At 71.6% G+C, this 21,567-nt stretch carries 23 protein-coding genes and 1 tRNA gene; 15 read left to right on the top strand and 9 right to left on the bottom strand.

The window, feature by feature from the left end; translation table 11 throughout:
* Positions 1-66: 66 nt before the first annotated feature.
* The 8 genes from OHA55_RS18735 to OHA55_RS18700 all read left to right on the top strand — a co-directional run bounded on the left by OHA55_RS18735 (position 67) and on the right by OHA55_RS18700 (position 7,877).
* Positions 67-255, top strand: coding sequence for a daptide-type RiPP (locus OHA55_RS18735; RefSeq protein ID WP_266707782.1), 189 nt, complete (start codon positions 67-69; stop codon positions 253-255).
* Positions 256-350: 95 nt separating this feature from the next.
* Positions 351-530 carry a daptide-type RiPP gene (locus tag OHA55_RS18730; protein WP_266707780.1) on the top strand — a complete coding sequence of 60 codons (180 nt, stop codon included), beginning with the start codon at positions 351-353 and terminating at the stop codon, positions 528-530.
* Positions 531-809: 279 nt separating this feature from the next.
* Complete coding sequence (locus OHA55_RS18725; protein WP_266707778.1) at positions 810-1,007, top strand: hypothetical protein; 198 nt, start codon at positions 810-812, stop codon at positions 1,005-1,007.
* Positions 1,008-1,009: 2 nt separating this feature from the next.
* Entirely contained in the window at positions 1,010-1,738 is a 729-nt protein-coding gene (locus OHA55_RS18720; RefSeq protein ID WP_266707776.1) for an ABC transporter ATP-binding protein, read from the top strand.
* Positions 1,731-2,477: an ABC transporter permease gene (locus OHA55_RS18715; protein ID WP_266707774.1), complete on the top strand. Its 747-nt coding sequence runs from the start codon at positions 1,731-1,733 to the stop codon at positions 2,475-2,477. Before OHA55_RS18720 ends, OHA55_RS18715 begins: the two co-directional genes overlap by 8 nt.
* The gene (gene mpaP / locus OHA55_RS18710; RefSeq protein WP_266707772.1) at positions 2,474-4,138 is read left to right on the top strand and encodes a daptide biosynthesis intramembrane metalloprotease; all 1,665 of its coding nucleotides are present in this window, start codon (positions 2,474-2,476) and stop codon (positions 4,136-4,138) included. The genes OHA55_RS18715 and mpaP overlap by 4 nt, the downstream gene beginning before the upstream one ends.
* 119 nt (positions 4,139-4,257) lie before the next feature.
* On the top strand, positions 4,258-6,786 hold the full coding sequence (gene lanKC / locus OHA55_RS18705) for a class III lanthionine synthetase LanKC (protein ID WP_266707770.1): 2,529 nt from the start codon (positions 4,258-4,260) through the stop codon (positions 6,784-6,786).
* 26 nt (positions 6,787-6,812) lie between these two features.
* The gene (locus OHA55_RS18700) at positions 6,813-7,877 is read left to right on the top strand and encodes a glycosyltransferase (RefSeq protein WP_266707768.1); all 1,065 of its coding nucleotides are present in this window, start codon (positions 6,813-6,815) and stop codon (positions 7,875-7,877) included.
* A 5-nt stretch (positions 7,878-7,882) separates the two neighbouring features.
* On the opposite strand, the gene OHA55_RS18695 is transcribed toward OHA55_RS18700, so the two are convergent.
* On the bottom strand, positions 7,883-8,872 hold the full coding sequence (locus OHA55_RS18695; RefSeq protein WP_266707766.1) for a helix-turn-helix transcriptional regulator: 990 nt from the start codon (positions 8,870-8,872) through the stop codon (positions 7,883-7,885).
* A 329-nt stretch (positions 8,873-9,201) separates the two neighbouring features.
* On the opposite strand from OHA55_RS18695, the gene OHA55_RS18690 reads away from it, so the two are divergent.
* Positions 9,202-9,855, top strand: coding sequence for a GPP34 family phosphoprotein (locus tag OHA55_RS18690; RefSeq protein ID WP_266707764.1), 654 nt, complete (start codon positions 9,202-9,204; stop codon positions 9,853-9,855).
* 109 nt (positions 9,856-9,964) lie between these two features.
* Here OHA55_RS18690 and OHA55_RS18685 read toward each other — a convergent pair whose 3' ends face one another.
* Positions 9,965-11,383 carry an MFS transporter gene (locus tag OHA55_RS18685; RefSeq protein ID WP_266707762.1) on the bottom strand — a complete coding sequence of 473 codons (1,419 nt, stop codon included), beginning with the start codon at positions 11,381-11,383 and terminating at the stop codon, positions 9,965-9,967.
* Positions 11,384-11,556: 173 nt separating this feature from the next.
* Here OHA55_RS18685 and OHA55_RS18680 point away from each other — a divergent pair, with 173 nt between their 5' ends.
* Positions 11,557-12,492, top strand: a complete 936-nt coding sequence (locus OHA55_RS18680; protein WP_266707760.1) for a helix-turn-helix transcriptional regulator — start codon at positions 11,557-11,559, stop codon at positions 12,490-12,492.
* A 41-nt stretch (positions 12,493-12,533) separates the two neighbouring features.
* Here OHA55_RS18680 and OHA55_RS18675 read toward each other — a convergent pair whose 3' ends face one another.
* Positions 12,534-12,908, bottom strand: a complete 375-nt coding sequence (locus OHA55_RS18675) for a cupin domain-containing protein (protein ID WP_266707758.1) — start codon at positions 12,906-12,908, stop codon at positions 12,534-12,536.
* A 153-nt stretch (positions 12,909-13,061) separates the two neighbouring features.
* Between OHA55_RS18675 and OHA55_RS18670 the strand changes: the two genes are divergently transcribed.
* Complete coding sequence (locus OHA55_RS18670; protein WP_266710791.1) at positions 13,062-13,484, top strand: MarR family winged helix-turn-helix transcriptional regulator; 423 nt, start codon at positions 13,062-13,064, stop codon at positions 13,482-13,484.
* A 255-nt stretch (positions 13,485-13,739) separates the two neighbouring features.
* On the opposite strand, the gene OHA55_RS18665 is transcribed toward OHA55_RS18670, so the two are convergent.
* Entirely contained in the window at positions 13,740-13,907 is a 168-nt protein-coding gene (locus OHA55_RS18665; protein ID WP_266707756.1) for a hypothetical protein, read from the bottom strand.
* A 299-nt stretch (positions 13,908-14,206) separates the two neighbouring features.
* On the opposite strand from OHA55_RS18665, the gene OHA55_RS18660 reads away from it, so the two are divergent.
* Positions 14,207-14,527 carry a hypothetical protein gene (locus OHA55_RS18660; protein WP_266707754.1) on the top strand — a complete coding sequence of 107 codons (321 nt, stop codon included), beginning with the start codon at positions 14,207-14,209 and terminating at the stop codon, positions 14,525-14,527.
* A 58-nt stretch (positions 14,528-14,585) separates the two neighbouring features.
* On the opposite strand, the gene OHA55_RS18655 is transcribed toward OHA55_RS18660, so the two are convergent.
* Both OHA55_RS18655 and OHA55_RS18650 read right to left on the bottom strand, forming a co-directional pair.
* A complete protein-coding gene (locus OHA55_RS18655; RefSeq protein ID WP_266707752.1) occupies positions 14,586-16,010 on the bottom strand; it encodes a hypothetical protein in 1,425 nt (474 codons plus the stop codon).
* 372 nt (positions 16,011-16,382) lie between these two features.
* Positions 16,383-17,249 carry a GNAT family N-acetyltransferase gene (locus tag OHA55_RS18650; RefSeq protein WP_266707750.1) on the bottom strand — a complete coding sequence of 289 codons (867 nt, stop codon included), beginning with the start codon at positions 17,247-17,249 and terminating at the stop codon, positions 16,383-16,385.
* Between the two features lie 315 nt (positions 17,250-17,564).
* Between OHA55_RS18650 and OHA55_RS18645 the strand changes: the two genes are divergently transcribed.
* Positions 17,565-17,846 carry a hypothetical protein gene (locus OHA55_RS18645; protein WP_266707748.1) on the top strand — a complete coding sequence of 94 codons (282 nt, stop codon included), beginning with the start codon at positions 17,565-17,567 and terminating at the stop codon, positions 17,844-17,846.
* A 188-nt stretch (positions 17,847-18,034) separates the two neighbouring features.
* Here the strand turns inward: OHA55_RS18645 and OHA55_RS18640 are convergent, their stop codons facing one another.
* The 3 genes from OHA55_RS18640 to OHA55_RS18630 all read right to left on the bottom strand — a co-directional run bounded on the left by OHA55_RS18640 (position 18,035) and on the right by OHA55_RS18630 (position 19,391).
* Entirely contained in the window at positions 18,035-18,691 is a 657-nt protein-coding gene (locus OHA55_RS18640; RefSeq protein WP_266707746.1) for a DUF6518 family protein, read from the bottom strand.
* Between the two features lie 161 nt (positions 18,692-18,852).
* A complete protein-coding gene (locus OHA55_RS18635) occupies positions 18,853-19,197 on the bottom strand; it encodes a hypothetical protein (RefSeq protein ID WP_266707744.1) in 345 nt (114 codons plus the stop codon).
* Positions 19,188-19,391, bottom strand: coding sequence for a hypothetical protein (locus tag OHA55_RS18630; RefSeq protein WP_266707742.1), 204 nt, complete (start codon positions 19,389-19,391; stop codon positions 19,188-19,190). The genes OHA55_RS18635 and OHA55_RS18630 overlap by 10 nt, the downstream gene beginning before the upstream one ends.
* Positions 19,392-20,306: 915 nt before the next feature.
* On the opposite strand from OHA55_RS18630, the gene OHA55_RS18625 reads away from it, so the two are divergent.
* Both OHA55_RS18625 and OHA55_RS18620 read left to right on the top strand, forming a co-directional pair.
* Positions 20,307-20,379 (top strand) — tRNA-Arg (locus OHA55_RS18625).
* A gap of 206 nt (positions 20,380-20,585) precedes the next feature.
* On the top strand, positions 20,586-21,467 hold the full coding sequence (locus OHA55_RS18620; RefSeq protein ID WP_266707740.1) for an alpha/beta fold hydrolase: 882 nt from the start codon (positions 20,586-20,588) through the stop codon (positions 21,465-21,467).
* Positions 21,468-21,567: the final 100 nt, after the last annotated feature.

The following is a 21,567-nucleotide window of genomic DNA, read 5'->3' as shown; positions in this document are numbered from 1 at the left end:
ACTTCCGCCGGTACCCGCCGGCGGGCGCACCACCAGGAGATCAACACCTCGGAAGGAGGAGAACCCATGCAGAACACGGACACCAAGGCCCCTCTGGAGCTGGCTCTTCAGGAGCTGGAGGCGCACGAGCTGGACATGCAGGAGCTGGAGGCGCTCGACGCGCCCTTCGGCTGGAGCGACGTCCTCAGCTTCGTCGGCGGTCTGAGCGCGGGCGCGGTCGTTTCCTACGTCTCGCTGATCACGCTGGCCACCTGATCCACTCCCCGGGTCCGGCCCACCGGGCCGCCCCCGGCCGAGCGCGATCCCCGTACGTCCCACGCGGTACCCACACAGAGATTGAGGTGAAAGCAATGCAGGAGAACAACAACTCGGCTCTCGAACTGGCCATGCAGGAACTGGACATGGAGGAGCTGGAGGGCATGGACGCCCCCGACTGGTGGAACAGCTTCCTGGTCAGCTTCGGAGTGTCGGCGGCCGTCAGCACCACCTACGCCTCGCTGGTCATCACGTCGGTCGTCGTCGCGACCTGACCGGTCCGGCACGCCAAGGGACCCTGTTCCGGATGCAGGACTGGTGCATCCGGGACAGGGCCCCGGCGAGATGTTACGTGCGGCTCGTGCCGCCGCGCCCGGGCTACCGGCGCGGCGGCACGCCGTTCCCGTATCTCCGAGTATGCCCCGCACGCGCCGGACGACTCCGCGCCCGAGGCGGGCTCCCGCCCCCTCACTCACCCCGACGGCATCGCACCGCCGGGCCGCCCCTCCGATCCGAAGCGCAGGACCCCGCACGACCGAAGGAGAGTTCCCTCCATGTCCCAGGCTGCTTCCCGCGGCTTTCCGTGGGCCCTCGCGGGCTGCTGGCTGGTCGCCGTCATGGCCGCCCCCGGCATCGTCTCGGCACTCACCAGCGGCCGTACGCGGACCGTCGCCCTGCTGGTCTGCGTGGGTGTCGAGCTGCTGCTGATCGCAGGCCTCGGCCTCTACCTCCGCGCCCGGGGGAGGAACTGACCATGACCGACGTAGTCGAGGTCGAGGGCCTCACCAAGCGGTACGGCGAAGTGACCGCCGTCGAGGACGTCTCCTTCCGGGTCGCGTCCGGCAGGGTCGTGGGACTTCTCGGACGCAACGGAGCCGGCAAGACGACGACCCTGCGTATGCTGCTGGGCCTCGCCCGGCCCACCGCGGGACGCGCCACCGTCTTCGGACTGCCGTACGGCGAACTCCCGCGCGCCGCACACCGGGTGGGCGTCTCCATGGACGGCATCGGCCCGTCCAACGCGGCCACCGGCCGGGGCGACCTGCGGGTCTGGGCCACCGCGCTGGGGCTCGGAGGCAAGCGGGTGGACGAGGTCTTGGAGCGGGTGGGCCTGGAGGGCGACGCGCACCGCAAGCTGCGCGGCTACTCCACCGGCATGCGCCAACGCCACGCCCTGGCCACGGCGTTGCTCGCCGACCCTGAGCTTCTGATCCTCGACGAACCGGCCAACGGCCTCGACCCGGACGGCATCCGGTGGCTGCGGGAGTTCCTGCGGTCCCTCGCCGACGAGGGCAGGACCGTGCTGCTCTCCAGCCATCTGCTCGCCGAGGTCGAGCAGATCGCCGACGACATCGTCATCCTGCAACGCACCCTGCGGTACAGCGGAACGGCGGCGGACCTCACCCGGGACGGCTCGGTGAGTCTGGAGGACCGCTTCTTCGAACTCGCCGGCACCGCGGGCAAGGAGCCCAGCCATGCGTGATCTCATCGCCTCCGAATGGCAGAAGGTGTGGACCGGCAAGGCCTGGTGGGCGCTGGCCCTCGCGGCGACGCTGCTCTGCGTCCTCGCCGACGCCGGGTTCCTCACCCAGGCGCTCGACGAGCTGGACCAGGGCACCACCACCGTGGCGCAGACCACCGCGTCCCTGGTGCAGGGCTGGTTCATGGTGGAGCTGGTCGCCGCGCTCGCCACCATGCTCGCGGTGACCCGCGAGTTCTCCAGCGGCTCGGTCATGCGGACGACGCTGCTCGGCGGCAGCCGCCTGCGGGTCCTCGGCGCGAAGCTCACCGTCGCCGCGGCCACCGGCGCGGTCTTCGCCCTGGGGGCCGGGGTCCTGGCGGCCGTCAGTCCCTGGGTCTTCCTCGCCGGTCAGGACTTCGGCCCGCAGTGGACGGCGGAGGCGACCCGGACGCTGCTCGGCGTGATGGGCGTGATCGTGGCGGGCGCCCTGTGGGGCTGCCTGCTGGGGCTGATCATCCGCCAGCAGGTGGTCGCGGTGGTCGTGATGCTGCTGAGCACCTGGCTGGTCAGCGGCGGGCTCCAGCGACTCGCCCCCGACGTCGGCAAGTTCACCATCGACGAGGCGATGGCCGCCGTCTACCAGGACAGCTCCACCGCGGGGCTGCTCTCCACCCCCTGGGCGATCGTCGTGCTCGCCGCCTGGATCGCCGCCGCCGCCGTGGCGGGCCGCGCGCTCTTCCTCCGCAGGGACCTGCCGTGAAACTGGCCCTGAAGCGCCCGGAGCCCGTGGCGCCCGTACTCCCCCCGCTGCCGGAGCGCCCCGCGCTGGCGGACGAGGTGCTGGTGCACGAGCCGGCGGGCGAAGGCGCCCCGTGGATCGTGCAGTTCGGCGCCGGGCGGTATCTGCGGGTCGGCGCCGGGATGGCCCGGCTGCTGCGCTCGGCGGACGGCACCAACACCGCGCAGGACATCGCGGAGAGCCTCGGCCGCCCCTGGACCGCCGAGCTGGTGGGCGAGGGCCTGCTGCGCGCCCAGAAGATGGAGCTGCTCCAGGACCCGGCACGGGAACCCGTACGAACCCGGCGGTTCACGTTCGTACCGCCGCTGACCTTCCAGTACACCGTGGTGCGCCCGGACCGGCTGCTCGCCCGGCTGAGGCCGCTGACGGCACGGCTGGCGCACCGGGCCTGGGCGGTGGCGCTGGTGGCGCTGGTGGCCGGCGGGCTGCTGAGCGTCGGCTTCCAACTACCGACGGCCACCCATGCGTTGAGCGGGCCGCTGCCGGTCTCCGCCCTGGTCGCGCTGGTCGTCGTCACCTACCTCGGCACCGCGCTCCACGAGATGGCGCACGGGGCGGTACTCAGCCATTACGGCGGCAAGCCCAGCCGGATGGGCGTCATGCTCTTCTACCTGACCCCCGCGTTCTTCTGCGACGTCACGGACGGCTGGCGGCTCCCGAACGGCGCCCAGCGGGTCCGCATCGCGCTCGCGGGCATCACCGTGCAGGCCGCGATCGGCGGGGCGGCCGGCCTCGCCTCGGCGGGCGTGGCCCTGGCCGGGGGCAGCGGGACGGTGCGCGAGCTGCTGCTCCTGCTGACCGTGACCAGCTTCCTGTCCGGCTTCTTCAACGCCGTCCCGTTCATCAAGCTCGACGGCTACCTCGCGCTCATGAGCCACCTGGACGTCTCGCACCTGCGCGACCGCTCGATGGCCGACGCCCGGCGCCTGGCCGCGCGGGTGCTCTTCGGCGGGCGGTACGAGAAGACGCTGCCCGAGCTGGGCTGGGCCCCGCTCTTCGGCCTGGCCTGCATGGTCTTCCCGCTGTACGTCCTCGGCACCGCGTTCACGCTCTGGCGCTCGATGCTGGAGAACATGGGCCTGGTCGGCGCGGTCGTCGTGTCGCTGGCGCTGCTCGCCCTGCTGACCCGGTGCTGCACGGGCGCCCTGCGCCTGGGCGCCGAGGCGCTCGCCGCCGGGGCGGCCCGGTGGCGGATCGCGGTCGTCTCGCTCGCCGGACTCGCGGCCGTGGCGGCCGTGGCCGTCGGGGTGACCCTGCCGTACACGGTGACCGGCGGGTTCGTGAACGAGCACGGCCGGGTCACCTTCGTGGCCACCGGCGCGGCCGACCTGGCCGCGGTCGCTCCCGGTGCCAAGGTCCGCCTGACGGGCAGCGGGATCGTGCTGCACGAGGAGCTGGGCGAGGCCGAGGTGGCGTCCGCCGAGCCCACCGACGTCTCCGCGCCCTTCTCCGTGTTCGCCCCGGTGACCGGGCTGGACGAACTGGCCCTGCCGGCCTCCGGCATCCGGCTGAGCACCGACGCGCCACCGTCCCGGCCCACCGGGCTCGCCGAGATCGACGCGGGCCGGCGCAGCCTGGGCGAATGGCTCTACCTCCGGTACCTCGCGCCGTTCTGGCGCTGACCCTCGGGCTCGGGCCGGCGTACCGCTCCGCAACCACGCGAGCCCGGCCCGTACCCGACGCTCCACGGCGGCGGCCGCCCGGTGACCGCGCTTCCTCCCTGCTCCCAAGGCGGTTGATCATGGACATACTTCGGCATCTGGCGCACTGCCCACCCGGCACGCCCTTCTTCGACCGGGACGACGCGGACAGCGCGGCGCCGGACGACTACCCCGCCGTGTCGGAGCCGGCGCCGCAGGGCTGGTCGCTCCACACCGGACCGGACTGGGCGATGCTGACCCCGCCGGACCACCAGCTGCCGCCGCAGGGCTGGAAGATCCACGTGTCGGCGGTCACGGAGAACGCTGAGAGGGTCCTGGAGCGGTGCCGGGAGTACCTGGTGCCGCAGGGGATCGCGTTCAAGTTCATCCGGAGCCGGAAGGTGCTGCTGCGCCGCAACGGCAAGTACGGCGACCGCAGCGCGTCCGGCAAGTTCGTCACGGTCTACCCCCGGGACGAGGAGATCCTCGCCCGGGTCCTGGACGAGCTGGGCACTGTCCTGGACGGCGAGGCCGGTCCGTACATCCTCAGTGACCTGCGGTGGCGGTCCGGGCCGCTGTACGTCCGGTACGGCGGCTTCGTCGCGCGGACCATGAAGACGGCGACCGGCGAGACCGTCCACTGCATCGAGGACCCGGACGGCAACCTGGTGCCCGACAAGCGGCTGCCCGCCTTCCGCCCGCCGGAGTGGGCGACGCTGCCCACCTGCCTGGAACAGGCGCTGGCGGACCGCAACTCCGGCACCCTGGAGGACTTCCCCTACCGCGCCGAGAAGGCCCTGCACTTCTCCAACGGCGGCGGGGTCTACCGGGGCAGCGACCTGCGGACCGGGGAGCCGGTGCTGCTGCGGGAGGCCCGCCCGCACTCCGGGATCGACACCCACGGCAACGACGCCGTCGCCCGGCTGGAGCACGAGCACTCCTGCCTGGAGAAGCTCGCCGGGCTGCGCTGGTTCCCCCGGCTGATCGAGGCCCGCAAGGGTCACGAACACCACTTCCTCGTACGCGAGTTCATCGAAGAGGACACCCTCGCCGCAGCCCTCACCCGCCGGCTCCCGCAAGCCCCGGAGGCCGACCCGGAGCGGACCGCCGACTACACCCGGTGGGCCCTGGACGTGCTCGCGGACATCGAACGGGGCGTCACGGCGATGCACGGCCGGGGCGTCTTCTTCGGCGACCTGCACCCCGGCAACGTCCTGGTGCGCCCCGACGGCACCGTGGTCTTCATCGACCTGGAGACGGCCACGACCGACCCGGACACCGCGCAGATCCACGCGGCCCCCGGCTTCGGCGCCCCCGCCGGGCACCGGGGCCCGGACATCGACCGGTACGCCCTCGGCTGTCTGCGGGTGGCCCTCTTCGCACCGCTGACCACGCTCATGGGCTGGGGGCCGGACAAGGTCGAGCAGCTGATCGCCCACATCGCCGCCCGCTACCCGCTGCCCGAGGACTGGGGCGACCGCATCCGCGCCGACCTCACGCCGCTCGCCCCGGCGCCCGCTCCCACCGGCGCTCCCGTTCTCCCGCGGACCGCGCCCGCCCCGGCCTTCGGCGCGACGGCCGTCGCCGAGGGCATCGAGGCATCCGCCACCCCGGACCGCGCGGACCGGCTCTTCCCCGGTGACGCGACGCAGTTCCTGCTGCCCGGTGGCGGCGCGAACCTCGCCTACGGCACCGCCGGGGTGCTGTGGGCCCTCGCGGAGTCCGGCCGGGAGGTGCCCGAGGCGCACGTGGACCTGCTGGAGCGGGCGGCCACCGAAACCGCCGACTCCGGCGACGCCCTGCCCGGACTCTGGACGGGCCTGGCCGGCACCGCGTCCGCGCTGCTCCGGCTGGGCCGCACGGACGCGGCGGCCGGGCTGCTCGCCCGGGTCCGCGCCATGGACCCGCCCAACGACAGCTACTTCGACGGGCTGGCCGGTATCGCCCTCGCCCAGCTCCACCTCGCCCGCACCACCGGCGACGAGGACGCCCTGAAGTACGCGACGGCCGCGGGCGAGCAGCTCACCGCGCGCGCCGCCGCGGCCCCGCCCCGCCGGGGGCAGTCGGGCCTGATGCGCGGCCGGGCGGGCGGCGCGCGGCTGCTGCTCGCGCTGTACGGGCGGACCTCGGACACCGCCTGGCTGGACGCGGCCCGGGAACTGCTCACCACCGACGTGACGGCCCTCGGCTGGACCACCGCCCCGAGCACGGAAACCGGGGCCGACACCGAGGGCTGGGCGCCCAACGCCCCGGGCAGCAGGCCCCTGTTGGCCGCCGGGGGCGCGGGCACCGCCCTGGTCCTCGCCGACTACCTGGAGCACCGCGAGGACCCGCGCTTCGCCCTGGTCGTCGACGGCGTCCGGGCCGCGGCCCGGGCGGCCATGCCCCGTACCGCCGGGCTCTTCCACGGCTGGGCCGGTGCCGCCCTCACCCTGCGGCGGCTCGGCGAGGAGCCGCCCCCGCGCCTGCTGGACGTGCTGGACCTCTACCGGGTCGAGTACGCCGGGCGGCCCGCCTTCCTCGGCCACGAGAACCTGCGGCTCTCCACCGACCTCGCCACCGGCGCGGCCGGGGTGCTGCTCGCCCTGGGCGCGGCGGGCGACGGGCCGGCCGCGCTGCCCTTCTGGTGACCGTGCGCGAAGGGAGGCCGAAGTCCGTGGAACACCGCCCCGCGCACCGCCGTGCACCCCGGGTGACCGTGGTCTGCCCGACGTACAACCGGTCGGAGGCGATCACCCGGACCATCGACTCCGTCCGGGCCCAGACCGTCGAGGACTGGGAGCTCCTGGTCGTCTCGGACGGCTCCGACGACGACACCGACGAGTGGGTGGAACGGGCGGGCCGGGAGGACCCCCGGGTGCGGCTGGTCCGGCACGCGCGGACCGGTCATCCGAGCGGCCCGCGCAACGCCGGACTGGCCGAGGCCCGGGGCGCGTACACCGCCTACCTCGACCACGACGACACCTGGCACCCGGACCATCTGCGTCTCGTTCTCGAACTCCTGGCAGGCGGGGCCGACATGGCGGCCACCGGGTGCGAGTACCGGGACGCGTCCGGAGGCGTCGCCGCCGAGCTTCCGCCGCTCTCCTGCTGCTGGCACCCGCAACTCCAGCTCATGGGGCCGATGTTCGAGCCCACGCGGGTGGCCCACCGGAGCGGTCTCGCCGAGTCGGTGGGCGGCTGGCGGACGGGGGCGGGCCTGGAGGACTGGGACCTCTGGCTGCGCCTGGCCGACGCGGGCCACACCTTCGCCACCGCGCTGGAGCCCACCGCCGTCCTCCTCACCGACGGCGGGACCCGCCGGCACCGGATGGCCCGCCCGCACCGGATGCCGCTGATCCACCTCGCCGACGCGCGGGCCGCACACGCGCTCCTCGGGGAGTTGCGCGCGGGACGGCACGACGAGACGTTCCGCGCGGCCTGCCGCGAGGACATGCGGGAGTGGTACGCGGACATGGTGCGCGACGGGGGCTTCGTGCGTCCCGTCGACTGGCACGGCGACCTGGGCGACGAGATCGACCGGGTGGTCGGCGGCACCGGCAGGCTCTTCGAGGAGCTCGTCCTCGTGCCCGCCCGGGGCCGCTTCGCCCTCGCCCGGAACCTCCTCTGCGCCCGAGCGGAGCACGCCCGCCGCGCCACCGCGTCACTGCCCGGCATCCAGCCCCGGCAGCTGCGACTGCTGGCGGGGCTGGCGGAACTGGCCGTCCGGCAGCCGGTCTGAGTCCTTCAGATCCAGCCCTTGTCCCGGGCCAGCAGTGCGGCCTGGAAGCGGGTGGCCGCGTTCAGGCGGTGGAGGAGTCGCGCGACGTGCCCCCGATAGGTCCGCACCGAGATGCCCAGTTCACGCGCCCCCGCCTCGTCCTTGTCGGTACGGGCCATGATCTGGAGCACCTTCAGCTGAAGCTCCTCCAGCCGCTCCTGCTCGACGTCGCCGACCAGCAGCGGTGCGGCGTCGGCGGCGTGGCTCCAGGACCGGTCGAAGAACGACCGGAGGGTCTTCACCAGGCCCTCCTGGCGGATCAACAGGGCGCGTTGGTCGGGCGCTTCGGGGGCCGATTCCACCAGAGCGGTGCTGCGGTCGAATATCAGAACGCGCTCGAACGCCCCGTCCAGAAGCCGGAGCTGGGCGCCGTGTGCCGCCAACTCCCGGTAATACGAGGTGGAGACAGGGTCCTGGAGCGCCGCTCGATGCACCAGCGCCCGCACGGCGACACCCCGCCGCAGGCATCTGAGATCGGATTCGCGCGCCATGGCGGCGCATTCCGGTGTCAGCGTCCGCGAAGGCTGCATCGCGAGCAGCTCGTGCCGGGCGAAGTAGGCCAGCTCTCCGACCCGTTCGTAGACGAGTCCGGAACCCTCCAGGGTCTCGACTTCCTCGTGCACGCCCTCCTTCCCCTGCCAGTGCAGGACTTGGCGCACGAGGGAGTGGCTGGTGGAGAGGATCTCGCGCTGTTCTTCCTGGAGGGCCCGGATGCGCTGCTCGGCGAGTTTGCCCACCCCGATCCCGGGGTCCACGGGGAACGCCTCCCCGCCTGCGCCTATGTGAACCATGCCCTGCTGGTCCAGCCGTTTCAGAGCGAGTTGGAGTTCATGCTCACCGAGACGGAGCGCCGGGCACAGATCCTCGGCAGTGGCACCGGGGCGGCGCAGCAGGGCCCGGTACACCGTTTCGTCGAGCGGCTGCACTCCCAGGACGGCCAGTTCCGACTCATCCATACGTTCCCCCGTAAAAAGATGATGATCTCTTAAACGTACGTGGACAACCCCTCACATTCCCGCCCTGATCATGTCAATGACCATGTGGTTCCTGTGAAGACATTGCACACTGTGCCCCTTGGGACAGGTGGCTACGCGTGAAACCGGCGATTAGCCGAACGGGTAAGCGAGGACAAGGCGGCACGACCGTCCCTTACCGCTTCACCACAAGCTCTCCTTGACGGAACTCATACGGTTGCGGGGTGACACCCCGGGGGAACCGGGCGCATGGGCGGGGCGTGATGAGAGAGAGCCGGAAACAGCGCGGGCGACAAGGAAAGAGGGGCCCGATGGACACGGGACTGACCGTCGGCGAGCGGATCGCACTGCTCGGGCTGGATCAGCGGGACGGGACACCGCGCGACCACTTGCGCGTGGGCGCCGCGGTGGCGGCGGCTCCGTTGCTCCGACTCGTACGCACCGGTGGGGTGGTGGCCCGCGACGGAAAGCTCGTCGCGACCGGCGTCCCGGCCCCCGGGGAGCCGCTCGCCGCCGCGGTCGCGGCCCAGGTGCGCGAACACCCCGAGGCCCGGCCGCAGTCCTGGCTGCTGGCGGTGCGGGACCAGGCGGTCACCACCGCGTACGAGGGGCTCCGGGCCAAGGGCGTGGTGCACCGGGAAGGACGCAAGGTGCTCGGCGCCTTCGGCTCCTACCGCTACCCGGTCACCGACGCCTCGGTGCCGGAGGCTCTGCGGAGCGAGCTCGCCGGGGTGGTGCTCGACGGGGCGGCGGCCGGACCGGAGACGGCGGAGCTGATCACGCTGCTCCACCACGCGGGCCTGCACGCCCGTGCCCTGCCGGACGCCGACCCTGACGTCGTGAAGGAGCGCATGGGCGAACTGGCCGCCACGACCGGCCCTTCCGGGGCGGTGGGCGAGGCGGTGGCGGCGGCCCTCGCCGCGCTGACGGTGCTGCTGGTGGGCATCCCCGGACTGGCGGGCTGACCGCCCACCGGCCGGTTCACGGCCGGGACTCCACCCCGGCCGCCGGCGGCCCGGCCCACACCGGCGGTGTCCCCCGGGTGCCACCGTCCGGGTGCCACCGTCCGCCGGGTCAGCCGATCCGGCTTTCCGCGGCGGGCTTCCCGTTCCGGAGGAAGAGGAAGGAGGTGAGGATCCCGAGGACGACCACCGCGGTGTTGACGATGACGGCGGTGGTGATCCCGTCGTGGATGTCGGTGTTCGCGGCGGCGACGGCCGACATGATCGGGGTGCCCATCGTGATGCCGATCTGCTGGGTCATCGTCGCGAGGCCCGTGGCCATGCCCTGCTCGTGGTCGGCGAGGCCGGTGGTCGCCGTGACCATGAACCCGACGATCACCAGCATGTTCCCGACCCCGCCGGCGAAGGTGGCCGTCAGCAGCAGCCCCATCGAACCGCTGGTCTCGCCCAGACCGACCAGCGACAGGGTGGCGACCGCCTGGAGCACTCCGCCGATCAGCAGCGTCGACCGTGTCGAGGTCGCCCCGATCACCCGGGGCGCGATCGAACCGCCCACCACCGTGCCGACCCCCAGCACACCGAAGGACAGGCCGGCCGTCAGCGGCGAGAACCCGAGGACCTCCTGGAGGTAGAGCGTCATCAGGAAGACCAGGCTCGTCTCCGTGAGGAAGGCGACCGCACCGGCCACGTTCCCCCAGGCCACCGTCGGCTTCTTCAGTACCGACACCGGCACCAGCGGGCTCGGCGCCTTGGACTCCACCGCGTAGAACACCAGCAGCAGCGCGGCACCGCCGGCCAGCCAGCCGATCGCGGCGCCCGACCCCCAGCCGTGCTCACCGGCCTGCGTCAGACCGAAGATCAGCGCCAGCAGCCCCAGCGTCACCGAGACCGCACCCGGTACGTCCAGCTTCGGACGGACCGCCGGGCGGGACTCCTTGATCACCGTCGGCGCGATGATCAGCACCGCGATCGCCACGGGGACGTTGATGAAGAAGGACCAGCGCCAGGAGAGGAGATCGGTCAGGACTCCGCCCAGGATGGCGCCGGTCGTGAACCCCGCCGACATCAGCGCGCCGTTCAGCCCCAGCGCCTTCTGCCGCAGCGGTCCCTCGGGGAACGACGTGGTCAGCAGCGAGAGTCCCGCCGGCGTCACGGCCGCCGTCGCCAGCCCCTGGAGCACCCTGGCCACGATGAGCATTTCGGGGCTCTGGGCCAATCCGCCCACCAGCGACGCGAGCCCCAGTACGGCCAGCCCCGCGAGGAACAGCCGCCGCCGTCCGAACAGGTCCGCGATCCGGCCGAACAGCAGGGTGAACCCGGCCGCGGCCAGTGCGAACGAGGTCGCGATCCACTGGAGACCCGACAGGGAGAAGCCCAGCCCGTCACCGATCACCGGCAACGCCACGTTCAGGATCGAGAAGTCCACCGCCAGCATGAACTGCGCGACCAGCAACACCACCAGGACGAGGCGCAGCCGCCCGCCGAGACGGACCGGCGCCTCCCCCGTCCGTACACCCTCGGTAACGGTCATCCTGCACATCCCTCCGTCGCGGACCACCGTGAGTGGTCGTCCTGGAGAGTGACTCTGGCCCCGCGCAAGGGAGTTACCCAGCTCTCTGGTCTTGCTGGCGTCGCGGAAGGTATCACTGGCAGGGCCACCCAGGGGGAATCCGGCCGGGCCGCCCGCCGGGCACACTGGTGCACATGGACACTCCCACGGCCCTGGGCGACTTCCTCCGCAACCGCCGCGCGCGGCTCCAGCCGGAGGACGTCGGCCTGCCGAGCCACGGAACCCGCAGGCGGGTACCCGGACTGCGGCGCGAGGAGCTCGCCCTGCTGGCCGGGGTGAGCATCACGTACTACACGCACCTGGAGCAGGGGCAGAGCGCCAACGCCTCGGACAGCGTCCTCGACTCCCTGGCCCGCGCACTGCGCCTCACCCCGGACGAGCACGCCCATCTGCGCGACCTCGCCCGCCCGCCGAAGGCGAAGCGGCCCGTCCCGCGCCGCCCGGAGTACGTACGCGCCACCACCCGGCGGCTGATCGAACAGATGCCGCACGTTCCCGCCGTGGTGCTGGACGGACGCAACGACGTCCTCGCCTGGAACGCACTGGGCCACGCGCTGCTCGCCGGCCACCTGGACCCGACGAGCCCGGACGACCCGGCGAGCCGCCCGAACCTCACCCGGATGCTTTTCCTGGACCCGCACGCCCGCGAGTTGTACACCAACTGGGCCAAGGAGGCGCGGGTGGCGCTGGCCGCGATGCGCCTGACCGCGGGCCGCAACCCCCAGGACCGCGCGCTCGCGGAGCTGATCGGCTCACTCATGCTGCAGAGCCCCGACTTCGCGGGCCTCTGGTCGAAGCATCCGGTGCGGGACTGCACCGTCGGGACGAAGGAGCTGCACCATCCGGTGGTGGGCCCGATGACCCTGGACTTCGAGAACCTCCACCTCTCCGACGACACCGGCCACCGGATGCTGCTCTACACCGCCCCCGAGGGCTCCCCCTCCGACGCCGCGCTGAGCCTGCTGTCGAGTCTGACCGCCGAGTCGGACCGCGCCCGCATCTCTTCGAAGCGCGGGGCGGGCGCGGCGGAGACGACTTCTTCGGAACCGGGCGCGGACGGGCTGCGGTAGCCACGGGCGCGGTGACCGCGCGCGGCGGGCGGCGCGCGCGGTCACTCCGCCCAGGGCAGCGGAATCCTCGTGTCGTCGCCCGGCCGCGCGGCCGTTCCACCGGCCGCCATGGCGACCAGAGCCACCATCGGGCCTTCCAGTGCGGTGAGTTGGCGCACCACGTCGGCGGGCAGAACGAGCGCTTGCCCGGCCGCCACCCGCCCGGTCACCCCGTCGACCTCCACTCCGAGCACACCGGACAGCGGCATCCACACCTGCTCACGGTCGATGCTGTGCACGGGCCCGGCGGAACCCGCACCGAACTCCACGCGCCAGGTGCTGAGTTCGGTGCTTCCCTGACTCGGGCCCGCCAGGGCGAACGCCGATGCCGCAGGCGTGACGGTCGTCCGCTGCTCGCTCTCGCTGATCACATACATGGGACGCTCCCTCAGTAAAGTTACTTTACTCACCACTCGCGATGCGAGTAAAGGAGCTTTACCCGCGTGTGTCAAGATGGCCCGGTGCAGAACCCGACACACCAACACCCCCAGGACTCCCTGGAGTCGACCGAGCTCACCTTCCTGCTCGGCATGTCCTTCCAGCTCGTACTCGCCGAGTTCGGACGCCGTCTGGAGGCCGCCGGGCATGCCGACGTGCGCCCCGTCCACGGCATGGTCTTCCAGCTGCTCCAGCACTCGGGCGCCACGAGCACGGAACTCGCCGACCGGCTCGGGGTGACCAAACAGGCGGCCGGCCAGATCGTCGACTACCTGGAGAAGCGGGGTTACGTCGAGCGCCACCCGCACCCGGCGGGTGGCCGGCGCAGACTCGTCGCCCTGACGGCGAAGGCGCGGGAGCACCTCGCCGCCGCCGGGCACGTACTCCACGGCCTGGAGTCACAGCTGGCCGATCAGCTCCACGCGTCCGGCCTGCGCCTCCCCCGCGCCGAACTCGCCGGGCTCGTACGGGCCCTGGCCGGAGACACACCCCCGCCCCTGCGGCCCGTCTGGTGACATGGCACTCCGGGGGCGGCGGATCCGGCCGTCCGGCCATCAGCGCTCCGACCGCTCGTCACCGTGCGGTCTCGCGCGGGCCGGCCCGGACGCGTGGGGCCCGGACGCGTGCGGCGCGCTCGCGGAGAGCGGGCCCGAGGCGCAGGCCCGCGGTCGGAGAACAGTGTCCGGAGAGAATTGCCGCGGTCACCACGCAAGGCTGCCCCGCGCGACACGGCCGGTCGCACGCATCGCCGAGCGCCCGCGCTCCGACGACTACGCGTAGGGCCCCAGGCGGAAGATCACGAGGAGCAGCCACACCCCGATGGCCACGATGCCCACGATCCTCAGCGCGTACCCGATGGGGTTGCGCGGGTTGCATTCCCAGGAACGCCCGTCCCTGGTGCTCCTGAAGACGGGTTCCCCGTCGTCGAATTGAGGCATGGCGCAACGGTATTGCGCCGTGCGGCCAACGGGTAGGCGTGATCCGGCAGCGGGGAGCCCCGCTGGTCGCCCGTACCTCACCCACGGTTTCCACGCTGCCGTCCCGGGCACCCGTCCACCCGCCTCCGGAAGCCCTCGGCGGCCCCCGGCGGACCAACGCACCGTGACCGCTCGGGCGCGCGGGCGTTCTACCGCTCGACAGGGTTTCCGGAATGCGACGAACCGCTCGTCCTGGGCGAGGGCGCCGGCACTTGGCGGGAGTGAGATACGTGCGACAGAAGTGTTGTGACCGTTGTGAGTTGGTCATCGGACTGGGCTGTTCATGCCCACCCGACGGCTCGACGCCGAAGGCGCCCCCCGTCGCCCATCCCCGTCAGGAGTGGCGCGCCTTCCCCGCCGACACGATCCTCATCTCCCCGAGGCGGGACGCGCATCTCCCCGGGGCCTGCGCCCATCTGACCGAGGAACTCGTGACCGCCCCGCGCTGGGGCTGGATCCCCGCACCGCCGGCCGGGCTCTGGGACCGGCTGAGCAGCAGCTGCCCGGCGACCGCGACCGAGGGGAACACGGACCGGCAGGCGATCCGGCGCTGCGAGGAGTGCGAGGCCGCGGTGGGGTGAAGACGGCTCCCCGAACCGCTCCCGCTTCCGCTTCCGCATTCGGGGAGTCCGTCACCGCTCACCGGGCCGCGACCGGGGCCTTCGCCGCCGGGGCGGGTGCGACGTACACGCGCAGCCCCGCCACCCGGTGCGAGGGCCAGGAACGGGCGTAGCCGGGCGGCCCGCCGGCCGGTGCCACGAGCACGGCGGTGGGCAGCCGCCCGGCGGTCCGCCGGATGCCGGCCACCGTGGTGTTGGCGTCGTGGCCGCCGGACGCCGCCGAGGAGCAGCCCGTGTAGAAGGCGATCGGGACGTACTCCTTGCCGGTGACCAGGCAGGGCGGGCGGACGCCCAGCCGGTGCAGCCCGTCGGCGATGTCGGCCCACTCCTGCCGGGCCGCCGTGGTGCGGCGCACGGTGTTGTGCAGGACCACGAGTTGCGCGGTCAGGTGCCCGGCCAGTACGAGGACCAGCAGGGTCACGGTCAGCGGCCGGCCCAGCCGCCCGGGCACCCGTACCGCGTGCACCACGAGCCCGGCGACCGGCACGGCGAGCAGCGCGTAGGCGGGCATCAGGAAGCGGGGCGCCGCGTAACCGATCAGGAAGAGGTACGGGAAGGCCGCCGAGGCGGCGCAGGCCAGCGGTACGAGCGTGACGGCCGGGCGCCCGGCGCGGACGGCGGCCCCGACCGCGAGGGCGGCGAGCAGCGGCAGGGCGAACCACCACAGCGTCTCCGTCACCGGAGGTACGGCACCGGTGCACGGGCGGCACAGGGTACGTCCGCCCAGCGCCCGCAGTTGGTCGCCAACGGCGACGTTCCAGCCGAGGCCGCCCTGGATGCGGGACGCGTCGGACAAGCGCTGCGCCAGGCCCCCGTACGAGACATAGGCCTCGACGACCCACTCGGCTGCTCCTGCCGCGAGACCGGCGCCCAGCGCCACCAGCAACGCCGGGCGACGCCACTGCCGCACGCACACCACCAGAACGACCAGGGGAAGGACGACCCACACCGCGTCCATCGGCCTCATCCCGGCCATCAGGGCCACGCTCAGGCCGAGGCCCCACGGAGCCGTGCGGTCGGTGCGGATCGCACGGGCGCGCAGGAAGCAGCCCGTACCGGCCAAGGCGCCGACGGCTACCCAGTAGTTGGGCATGGCCTGCGGCCCGTAGAACAGCGTCACCCACAAGGTGGCGAACAGGGCGCCCGCGGTCGCGAGCACGCTGGCGGGAAGGACTTGGCGCCAGGCGCGGAGTGCGAGGAAGAGGCCGAGGCCGGACAGGACGGCCAGGTAGATCCGCAGCGGCTCGGTCGAGGACGACCAGGCGGCGACCGGGGCCACCAGCAGCGGGACGCCCCGGGCCCGAGGGGCGCTGAAGAACGAGGCGGGCGCGTGGGAGGCGACCTGACTGACGTAGACGGACTCGTCCCAGCCGAGGCCCATCGCGGGTCTCACCAACAGGAGTTGGGCCAGCGGGAAGGCGCCGGCCACGGCGGCCACGACCACCGTCGCGCTCCGGGACCACGGGGACCACGGCCACGGGGACCACGGAGACCACGGAATCCGCAGGGACCACCGGACGGTGCGAGCTGGGGCCGAGGGGGCCGATTCCCCCGGACCGGCCGACCTCACTCGTTCGCCGTCCGTGATCCGCAGACCGTCGCTCACCGCTCTTCTCCCGCACTGTGGACCGGACGGTTCCCGCGCCGGTACTCCGGCAGGAACCCCTCCGCCCGAGAATCCCCCACGGGCGGGGGCCACTTCGGTGACGGCGGGCCCGGATCGGCGGGGATGAGCCGAACGGCGTAACGGCGGCGCACTCCTCACCTGCCAGAAGATCCACGCCTCAGACCGCCGCCTTTCCGAGCAACCCCGGCGTCAGGCCGTCCGGATCCGGTCCCGCACCTCCGGCCGTACCTCGAACCGGGCCGCCCTGTACGTGGCGACGCCGCCGACGTTGGAACTCGGCGTGCACACACGAACGCTCGACGATCCCGTCTCCCGCAGCGCGGCCGCCCCGGCCACAGTGATCGCCCGGCCGTATCCGCGACCACGGTGGTCCTCGTGGACGCCCATCGGCTCGACCAGCCCCGGCTTCCCCGGGCCGGCCGACCACACCGTCACCACCGCCGCCACGCTGCCCCGGTCGTCGTAGGCACCCAGGCAGCGGGCGTCGGCGTAGAACGGTCCCGCCGACATCTCGTGCCAATAATCACGCGTAGGCAGAGAGGTGTTGAACGCCGAGCGCAGGACGTCGGCGAAGTCCTGCGCCTGCTCCGGGCCGATCGACTCGATCCGCACGCCGGGGTCCTCCACCGGCTCGGCGAGGCAGCGGAAGAGCGGCGTCCACGGCTCGTCGACGCCCCAGCCCTCCTTGCTCAGCAGGTCGTGGAGCAGCAGGCCCAGCGGCGCCTCGACGGACACTGCTCCTTCCGGCAGCACGCCGCGCTCGGGCAGCGAGAAATCCTCGACGAGCCGGCGCGCCAAGTCCTGATCCTGGAAGGCGTCCGGAGCTACCGTCATCCGCACAAGCGTCGGCGTGTCGAGCATCCCGACCGCGAGAATCCGCCCGTCCCGACTCCAGGTCCGGACCCCCGCGGCCGTCTCGACCGCTCCGAACCGGTAGGTCCAGCCGATGTCCCCGGAGTGCAACTGCATCGGCGCTTCGTCGTACTGCCATTCCCGCAGCGCGGCCATGGCCTCGCGCACCCCATCAACAGACGGCTTCTGCAGCACAATTGTCATAGCCGGGATCAGACGCTCCCTACCGGAGGTCCACAACCGAATAACCTGGCCGGGCCGCTGCTCCCGCAGCGACGCGGGCCAAGAGGGCCTGCTCCCTGCTTCCTTGGAGCTGGCCGAGGTGGTGTCCGGCGTCGACGTCAGGACCGCTTGCCGGCCGGCGTAGGGGCCGTCCGCATACTGAATACAGGTGGACGTTCCGACGACGCGGCAAGGTGCCGGGGCCGGCGTCGCGCACCCACCAGGCATCCACCAGGGACTGAGGGACAGCCCTTTGCCTCAGCCTCGTCAGACGATCCGTCCAGGAGCATGAACAGAGTGGAGGCCGACACCGTGAAGGTCGGAATGGTTTCCGCGTCCGCCGCGAGTGATCCCGCGCCCGCCTGGGTCACCTTGCCACTCGCCATCGTTCTTCTCTGTATCGGCTTGTGCGTCGCGATGAACTTCCGCGGCCTTCCGGGCAAATATCACGAGAGTCTCGGCGGGCGTGAAGACCGCGGGTTCTTCTCATCCTTCGCATTCCAGCGGCTGATCGGAGCCGGACTGGCAGCGGGTGGCATCTATGGCGTTTTCGCGACGACGGTGAGTCTGCTGTCCTGAAACACCAGTCACCCCACGGGGAGGGAAGCACCTGCGCATGGCTCGGACACACCTCGCTCCGTTCGCCCTCCGCTCCTGACGCCCCCTGTCGCGCACCCGACGACGCGGCCCGGGCGGACGGACCCGGCGGCGCATCCCGCGTCCCCCGGAGGAGCAACGCACCGTGAGCGCCCCGGCGCGCGGGCGTTCTACCGCTCGCCAGGGTTTCCGGAATGCGACGACCCGCTCGTCCTGGGCGAGGTCGCCGGCGCCGGCCTCGACGTTTCATGACGGTGGCGCCTTTTCCATACCGCCACCCCGACGAGCAGCACGATCAGCGCCAGAGCCGTTGCCCGAACGAGTTCCCAGGCCATGACCGCTGGGGACGAAGCCGTGGATGCTTCGACCCGCAACCGCATCGCCGTCTCGGCCAAGGCGATCACAGGGATGACGAGCCTGAACGGCAGGCGAATCGCCCCGTGACGGGCCATCCAGCCCGCCACACCGAGCGGCGGCCCCAGGACCAGAGCCGCGACGCACCAGTACAACGTCATGGAGGCGAATCCGCTCCACGAAAAGAACTCTCGGCCACTGGTGTCCGAGAAATCAACTGTCCTGAAATCACCCTGGACAGCCTTGAGCGAGTAGTAGGAGATCACAGCCACGATCAACGCGGTCGTACCGCTGATGACGGCTTTCCACCTGGACGCCCCTGCCATCCCGAGGCAGAAGGGGATGGACGCGTAGCACCAGCCGGCGACGAGTACCGCCCCCAGCACACCGGTACGGGTGGACGCGTCGAGGAGGGGGCCGCCCGTTCCCGTCACGGCGCCCGTGACAATGGATAACGGCATAAGCAATAACATGCGCATACCAGAACAACCTTGCGGATCGGTGACTGATCCGGGTCAGGTTACGCGCTCGCGGAGTGCTCGAAAGCTGAGAACCGAGATCAGCGAAAACCCCATGACAGCGGCGCAAGCAGCCATGGCACCCCAGCCCTACACCCCAGCTCTACAGCCCGGTCCTAAAGCCCGGGTCGGGCCGGCACCTTCCTCCGAACGCTCACGACGAACTCGGCCACGAGCGTCAGGACCACCAGCGCCAGACAGACCACGAACCCGAGCAGCCCGGACGCGATGACGAAGGCCGGGCGCAGGTCCGTGCACTCCAACGCCGAGGCGCAGCCGAGGGTGTGCGGGTCGGTCCGTGGGCCCATGGCGTCCTGGCCGATGACGGCGCAGACCACTGAGGCAGCGGCCGCGACGGACAGCCCGATCCACCGCATACGCCGGGTTCCCCACCAGGAAGCGATCCATCCCAGGAGGATCACCGCAGGCAGGATGAGTACGTAGGCGAGAACTAGGCCCACGTGGAACCCCTCCGCGACATCGTGGTCCGGCCGGTCTGCGGCCGAGCGACATGGTCACCCATGCCGATCAGCTTTACCGTCGAGTGCGTGACGGTCGGCAGGGCGCCCTTCGACGTGCCGGCCCTCACCTTCAGTTCGAGGTCGGGCCGGTCGCCGGCCTCGACGAGGCAGTAGATCTTCTCCCGACCGGTCATTCCGCTCTTGGTGCACGGATTGCACCGAGAAACGCCCGAATACGTTTCATCGACCCATTGCCGAGCCTTGAGAACTATGCACCCCACAGAGCGGCCCTTCTGATTACCGACAGCCTGACACGGGCGACAACTTCGGGCGAAAGAGCGCATACCGGATGTTCCGACAGTGCGTACCCAACCGAAGAAGGCACCCTCGCGATCACGGGAAGGACCCCTCGCGGGGCATTCCGGATCACCTGACCAAGGAAACTGGATGATCAATCTTTAATCACTCTTTGTTGAGCCATGAAGAACGCCATGAAGAACGCCTGAAGATTTCATCCCCATCACCAATGCCCATAAAATCTACCTGTGAAAGGGCTGTGACCGGAGAAGTAACCGAATTTCATCCCGAATAGCCGAACGGAGATCACCGTACGACATCACGGGTCCTATTCGTAGCGTCCGGGGCAGCATCGGAGGATCTGATGCCGCGCCCTGCCACCACCGTTCGTCCGGAGACGACGATCGCGGGAATCTGGATGACCGGCGCCGCGCCGGAGCGTGGCCGCCTCTCGCGGCAGCGCGGTCCGCGTCGGCTCGTCGCCGACGAAGGAAGCACCACGCATCGGAGTAGAGGCTCCAGAACGGGCTTCCGCCTCCGCCCTCCGACACCCCCTGCCGGACCAGCGCTCCCGTCGACCCGTACATGCGCGGGTGAGCGTCGCCTCGGACCCTCTCTTCACCCTGCACCCGCATACCCGGCCTCCCGCGCGGACCGCATCCGCTACCCTGTCAGAGGTCACCAACCGCCACGGCGCGGTGCACGCTCCGAATCCGGGGCGCGAACACGTCGTAGCACCGGTGACCAGGAGGTTCGACCCGACCGGGGAAAGATCCACTCAGTGGGTCCGTCCAAGGTTCTGTCCGACCCCCGCCTTCGTAGCTCAGGGGATAGAGCACCACTCTCCTAAAGTGGGTGTCGCAGGTTCGAATCCTGCCGGGGGCACAGCTTCACGAACGCCGATGTACGGCTGAGGGCCAGGCCGGGGCACAAGCTCCGGCCTGGCCCTTCGTCGTTGCCCCGAGCACGAGTGACCGCAGCCCCCTCGGCGGTCGGCCGTCCGGCCAACACCCCTACGTCCGGGTAAAGGCGCAGGTCAAGCGGCGGATTTTCGGGTGCGCCCGACCCCTCGGACATGGCAGGCTCCGGGTATGCCGATCATTGCCGTGTCCCCCGAAGTTTCCCTCGCGTACGAGTGCTTCGGTGACCCCGGTGACCCACCCGTCCTGCTCGTGATGGGTTTCGGTGCGCAGATGCTCGCCTGGCACGAGGACTTCTGCCGGGCGCTGGCGGACCGTGGCCGCCATGTGATCAGGTACGACAACCGCGACTGCGGGCTGTCCTCGAAGTTCGACGATCATCCGGTCGACGTGGGCCGGTTCATCGCTGCCGTCAGCTCGGGTGACATTCCGACCGCCCTCGCGATGGTTCCCTACCGGCTCAGCGACATGGCGGACGACGGCCTCGGCCTGCTCACCGCGCTCGGCATCGAACGCGCCCATGTGGTCGGCACCTCGATGGGCGGGATGATCGCCCAGACGATGGCCCTCTCCGCCCCGGACCGGGTGCTGACCCTGACGTCGATGATGTCCTCGACCGGCGAGAGCGAGTACGGCAGGTCCACTCCGGAGGCCCAGGCGGTGGTGTCCACTCCGAAGCCCGCGGACCGCGAGGGATACGTGGCGGCGGCGGAGAAGGAGTTGGTCTGGGCTTCCAAGCGCTACGTTGACGCGGCGGTGCTGCGTGAACAGGCCGCCGCGAGTTACGACCGCTCCTACTACCCCGCGGGGAACGGGCGGCAGCTCGGCGCGATGGTCCTCAGTGGTTCACGCGCGGAGGCACTCCGCGAACTGCGGGTGCCGACGCTGGTGATCCACGGCTTGGACGACACGCTGATCGACCCCAGCGGCGGACGACGCACGGCGGAGCTCGTGCCCGGCGCCGAACTCCTCCTGATCCCCGACATGGGCCACGACCGCCCGCGAGAACTCTGGCCGCAGCTCATCGATGCCGTGGTGTCCCACACCGGTTGAGCAGCCCCGGCACGGCCCGCGACCGCAGTACGACGTCCGGCCGCCGACGCACCCGGGCCCGCCGCGTCGTCCGCCCCCACCGAAGCGGTGAGCGGCCGAC

It is taken from the genome of Streptomyces sp. NBC_00102 (genome assembly GCF_026343115.1).
Classification (GTDB): Bacteria; Actinomycetota; Actinomycetes; order Streptomycetales; family Streptomycetaceae; genus Streptomyces.
This window is presented reverse-complemented; position numbering and strand designations above follow the sequence as displayed.